Source organism: Bacillus sp. P4_D3, assembly GCF_056401855.1.
In genome coordinates this window covers 1-5,138 of sequence record NZ_JBFUIN010000229.1, presented here as the reverse complement: position 1 = coordinate 5,138, position 5,138 = coordinate 1, and the positions used below count along the sequence as shown (strand labels likewise).

Here is a 5,138-nt window from a genome sequence, read left to right as displayed (position 1 = left end):
ACAACAGATTACAACGGTGTATACAAAGGGAAATATATCGATTTTGAAGCGAAAGAAACTAAAAATAAAACCAGTTTTCCACTTCAAAACTTCCACCTTCATCAAATTGAACATATGAAGCAAGTAGTCGCTCATAATGGAATTGCATTTGTTATTATTAAATTTACACTTTTTGATGAATTTTATTTATTAGATGCAAAACATATTATTTCATTTTGGAATCGTCAAAATACTGGTGGACGCAAATCGATTACAAAACAAGAAATAGAAGAGCATGGGTCTTTATTATCATGCGGTTATCACCCTCGAATTGATTATATCCGCGTACTAGACACGGTTTATTTTTCGTGATAGAGTCATCACTAAGGCTCTTTTTTCGACTTTTGGGGGAGAGAATGAAAGGTAGGAGAAAGTATAATGTCAGATAATTATCGTTCTCGTACAGAACGAAATCATGTGAAAAATCAAACGAAAGAAACTCATAAAGAAGAAAAGCCAAAGAAAAAAGGTTCCTTTTTCAAGAAATTCCTTATAGGTTGTCTACTTCTTGGTATCGTCGGCCTTGTAGCTGGCGTTTCGGCTTTCTTTGTTATGGTAAAGGACGCTCCGAAATTAGACAAATCAAAACTTGTCAATCCTTTATCAACAAAATTCCTTGATAAAAACGGGAATTTCTTCTATGAATACGGTGCTGAAAAACGAACCCACGTTACTTACGATCAAATTCCCAAAGTAATTGAAAGTGCATTCCTTGCGACTGAGGATGCTCGCTTCTATGAGCATGATGGAATTGATTTTAGACGTACTGGAATGGCAATTATGGAAAATGTCACTGGTGGCTTTGGCTCACAAGGTGGTAGTACGATTACACAGCAAGTAGTTAAAAACTATTTTCTAACGATGGACAAAACTGCAAAGAGAAAAGTGCAGGAATGGTACTTATCTTATAAGTTAGAGCAACAGTACTCAAAACATGAAATTTTAGAAATGTACTTAAATAAGATTAACTTAGGTAATCGCTCTTATGGTATTTCAACAGCTGCCAAAAAATATTACGGTAAAGATTTAAAAGACATACAACTACACGAAGCTGCAATGCTCGCTGGTTTACCCCAAGGTCCTAACATTTATGATCCAACAAAACCAGATAACGTTGATAGAGCAACGAAACGTCGTAATATCGTATTAACATTAATGAACCGACACGGGTATATAACGAAACAAGAAATGAATGATGCAATGCAAATCCCTGTAACACAAGGACTTCTTCCATCTTCAGAAGTAACTGAAATGAAATACCAAGCATTTTTAGATGCAGTTGTAAAAGAAGTTGAAAAAGAAATTCCTGATATAAATATCGGTTCGGACGGTTTAACGATCCAAACGACTCTTGATCTGGATGCTCAAGACTATGCTGATAAAATAATGGATGGGAATCTCATCAAGTATCCAAACGATCAATTCCAAGGATCATTCGTATTTATGGATACTCAGTCTGGAGAAGTTCGAGCAATCGGCGCTGGTCGTAAAGAAAGTAAATCTACTTTCAAAGGTCATAATATGGCAATCGATTTAAAACGCCAAGTAGGTTCAACTATGAAGCCAGTTTTCGACTATGGTCCAGCAATAGAAAACCTACAATGGTCTACGTATCATCAACTGAACGATTCAGAGTATACGTACTCTAATGGTAAAAAAATACGAAATGCAACAAATAGTTATAAAGGTGACGTTTCACTTCGTGAAGCATTGAAGAAATCGTTAAATATTCCAGCTTTAAAAACAGCCCAAGCAGTTGGTCTCGATAAGTCCAAAGAATTTGCTGAAGGTTTAGGAATGACATTTAAAGATGGAAAGGTATATGAATCTACTGCAATCGGTAGTAACGATAGTTCTCCATTAGAATTAGCAGGTGCCTATGCAACATTTGGTAATGACGGTGTTTATAATAAACCTCATTTCGTAAAAGAAGTTATCTTCCCGGATGGGAAAAAGAAAAACTTTAAACCGAAAGAAAAGCGTGCAATGCATGACTATACGGCCTATATGATTACTGATGTCCTTCGTGACGTAGTAAAACCTGGTTCTGGTGGTACAGGTCCAACAGCATACGTTCCAGGAATAGACGTGGCAGGTAAAACAGGAACACAAAACTTTGATGAATCTGTTATTAAAAAATATGGTATTCCAGCAGATGCAAACAGAGATAGTTGGTTCGCAGGATATACGCCTCAATATACAATGGCTGTATGGACTGGTTATGAAAAAGATAGTGCAGAAAATTATATTGGAGATCGTTCTACTAGAATTGCTCAGCAAATGTTCCAAGTAATGATGAGCAAATTCGCTACAGATAAATCTCGTTTCGAACGCCCTTCTTCTGTACAAGAATTAAATGAAGAATTGTACGTAAAAGGTGCGAAAAAAGATGCAGTTAAACAAATTAAAGTAGATCCACCTAGTGGCCTTAATGTCGCTTTCGATGGCGCTAGCACAGTGACACTGAACTGGTCTGGACCATCATCAAATGTTGATGCATACGCAGCAAGCTATAAAGCTACTGACGGTTCTAGTGGTAGCTTATCAGTAAGCGGTACGACAGCTACTCTTGGTGGTATTAAACCAGGTGTTACTTACAACTTCTCTGTAGTAGCGAAAAAGGGTACTGGAACAAGTCCTGCAGTTGGTGCATCCTTCACTGCGCCTGGCGGAACTCCAAATGCGAAAAAACCTGACGAAGAGGCTAAGAAGAAGGCTGACGAAGAAGCCCAGAAAAAGGTCAATGAAGATAAACTAAAACAAGAAGAAGCTAAGAAAAAAGCTGAAGAAGATCAGCGCAAACAACAAGAACAGCAACAAGAACAACAACAACAACAACAACAGCAGCAACAACAAGAACAACAACGTAAACAGCAAGAAGAAGCTCAAAAGAAAGCTGCTGACGAAGAGGCTAAGAAGAAGGCTGACGAAGAAGCCCAGAAAAAGGCCAATGAAGATAGGCTAAAACAAGAAGAAGCTAAGAAAAAAGCTGAAGAAGAGGCTAGAAAAAAAGCTGAAGAAGAACAGCAACAACAGAATACCGGAGGAGATACACCTCACGCAGACGGAAATGTTGTTACAACAGAGTCTTAATAAACAAAAAAAGAAGTCGGTTTCTCTTAACGAGAAACCGACTTCTTTTTTGTTATCATTTTCTTTACATATAGCTTTTCTATTTCGATATACAACTGTGCTAACTGAATATATGAATGGTAATTACTCGGTTTCTTTATAATAAATGAATATCGCTCCATAAAATTAACAGGTTGTACTTCCAATTTATTCGTATTTACTTGCATCTCATTCAAACTATGAACAGGCTGCTCATTTAACCAATATATAACCGATAGAAAGTGAGCTGCAACAAGAATCATCGGACCCTCAGCTTCTTGTTTTTTTCTGTTCCGAAATAGTGTAGCAATTTCTTCATGCTTGCTTTTCCATATATTTAACACCGCTGGAATACTTGTTTCAATTTCATTCCATGGCTCATATTGTCTTTCAATATCAAATATAAAGTAAGTATTTTGTATTATTTCTTCAAAAGATTGGTCTGTGCGATACGTAATCGAATTTGCACTCTCTTTAAAAAATGGTACGCACCGAAACTCTTTCGGTATTTCTATAACTCGCTCCACCCTTTATTTCCCCTTCATTCGTTTCTTTCCTTCGCGACATATTTCTAGTAATCGGCACTCTTCACATTGTGGTCGCTGCGCCTTACAGTAATAACGTCCGAAGAAAATCATACGGTGGTGTGTAACTCCCCACTCATCCATTGGAATTTTCTTCATCAATGTCTTTTCCACTTCTAACACAGAATCTTTCCATCTACAAATTGCTAACCGTTTACTCACTCTCTCTACATGCGTATCAACAGCAATCGCTGGAATCCCAAACGCTACCGAAACAACTACATTCGCTGTCTTTCTCCCTACTCCTGGTAACTTCGTCAGCTCGTCACGGTCTTCTGGAACTTTCCCGTTATAATCATCTAGCAACATCTGGCACAATTTTTGAATGTTTTTCGCCTTATTTCTAAACAATCCAATGGAACGTATATCTTGTTGTAATTCTTCTAAAGACACACTTAAATAATCTTCTGGTGTTTTATATTTTTGGAATAAGTTTTTCGTCACTTTATTCACAAGTGCATCTGTACATTGCGCTGATAATGCCACTGCGATTACAAGTTCAAATGGATTATCATGAATTAATTCACAATGCGCTTCTGGATACATATCCGCCATTGTATCTAAACAATAGCGAATTTGCGTTTTATTCAACATGTCTTTCCTCCTACATTACTGCTCCAACCAATTGTAAAAAGGCACTTTCCCAGTAAATTTTGTTTCTTGTTTTGTTGTTTGTTGTGTACGTTGCTGATTCGCTCTAAATTTTTGGCCTTGATTTTGCGCTTGCTCTACCGTTTTAATTCCGTTCTTTTTCCACTCAAATAAAATACGATCAATATACCGGAAATTAAGTTTACCACTCATAACAGCTTCTCTGAGAGCAGCTTGAATTAAATTCGGATGATGTTGATCTTGATCTTCCCACATTCCTAATGTTTCACATTCAAACGGTGAGAGCGGTCTTCCAAATTCTTTTTCAAATACTGTATATAAATTTACTTGAAGTTTCTTTTTTTCTTGCTGTTCTTCCTCTATTGATTCATCCATTAAAAAATGCAATATTTTTTCCCAAAGTGGTTGTAAAGAATAACTTTCACACATCATCGCTTCTGATCTTTGTCCACCTTCTAGCGCTAAAAAACCTTTTTGGATTAATGTCTGAATCACTTCCATACATTTCATTTCTGTTATCGTCATCCGCTCGGAAATCTCTGAAGGAGTCGGGAACGAATTACCTGATTCTAAAAATGTGTGTACATGAAGTACCACCATAAATTCCGTTTCATTTAAGCCTAGCTTTTTATAATGCATCATAAGCAATTTAGGAATTGCTATGCTTCCCTGTTCAAACCATTGTAACATCATTTTCTTTTTCATCACCAAACACCTCGTTCTCTAGTATAACACACCTTCAGCCATTTCTTTTTGCCACAATTCGTCAAAAAAACCTCCCTATATATAGGG

The 5,138-nt window shown here is 36.9% G+C and carries 5 protein-coding genes; 2 read left to right on the top strand and 3 right to left on the bottom strand.

The features are described 5' to 3' along the window. On the top strand, nt 1-351 hold a 351-nt coding region (locus tag AC1DTM_RS17900; RefSeq protein WP_477000586.1), incomplete at its 5' end, for a Holliday junction resolvase RecU. Nucleotides 352-417: 66 nt separating this feature from the next. Next, a complete protein-coding gene (locus AC1DTM_RS17895) occupies nt 418-3,132 on the top strand; it encodes a PBP1A family penicillin-binding protein (RefSeq protein WP_477000585.1) in 2,715 nt (904 codons plus the stop codon). 26 nt (nt 3,133-3,158) lie between these two features. On the opposite strand, the gene AC1DTM_RS17890 is transcribed toward AC1DTM_RS17895, so the two are convergent. Genes AC1DTM_RS17890 through dnaD form a run of 3 tightly spaced genes read right to left on the bottom strand, consistent with a single transcriptional unit; the run spans nt 3,159 to nt 5,051 of the window. After that, the gene (locus AC1DTM_RS17890; protein WP_078172999.1) at nt 3,159-3,677 is read right to left on the bottom strand and encodes a YpoC family protein; all 519 of its coding nucleotides are present in this window, start codon (nt 3,675-3,677) and stop codon (nt 3,159-3,161) included. A 3-nt stretch (nt 3,678-3,680) separates the two neighbouring features. Then, on the bottom strand, nt 3,681-4,328 hold the full coding sequence (gene nth, locus AC1DTM_RS17885; RefSeq protein WP_002158563.1) for an endonuclease III: 648 nt from the start codon (nt 4,326-4,328) through the stop codon (nt 3,681-3,683). A gap of 15 nt (nt 4,329-4,343) precedes the next feature. Beyond that, nucleotides 4,344-5,051, bottom strand: coding sequence for a DNA replication protein DnaD (gene dnaD / locus AC1DTM_RS17880; protein WP_002158564.1), 708 nt, complete (start codon nt 5,049-5,051; stop codon nt 4,344-4,346). Nucleotides 5,052-5,138 lie beyond the last annotated feature (87 nt).

Excerpts from the sequence above, each read along its gene's own strand:
- AC1DTM_RS17895 (WP_477000585.1), top strand. The coding sequence starts at position 418 with ATGTCAGATAATTATCGTTCTCGTACAGAACGAAATCATGTGAAAAAT.
- nth (WP_002158563.1), bottom strand. The coding sequence starts at position 4,328 with ATGTTGAATAAAACGCAAATTCGCTATTGTTTAGATACAATGGCGGAT.
- dnaD (WP_002158564.1), bottom strand. The coding sequence starts at position 5,051 with ATGAAAAAGAAAATGATGTTACAATGGTTTGAACAGGGAAGCATAGCA.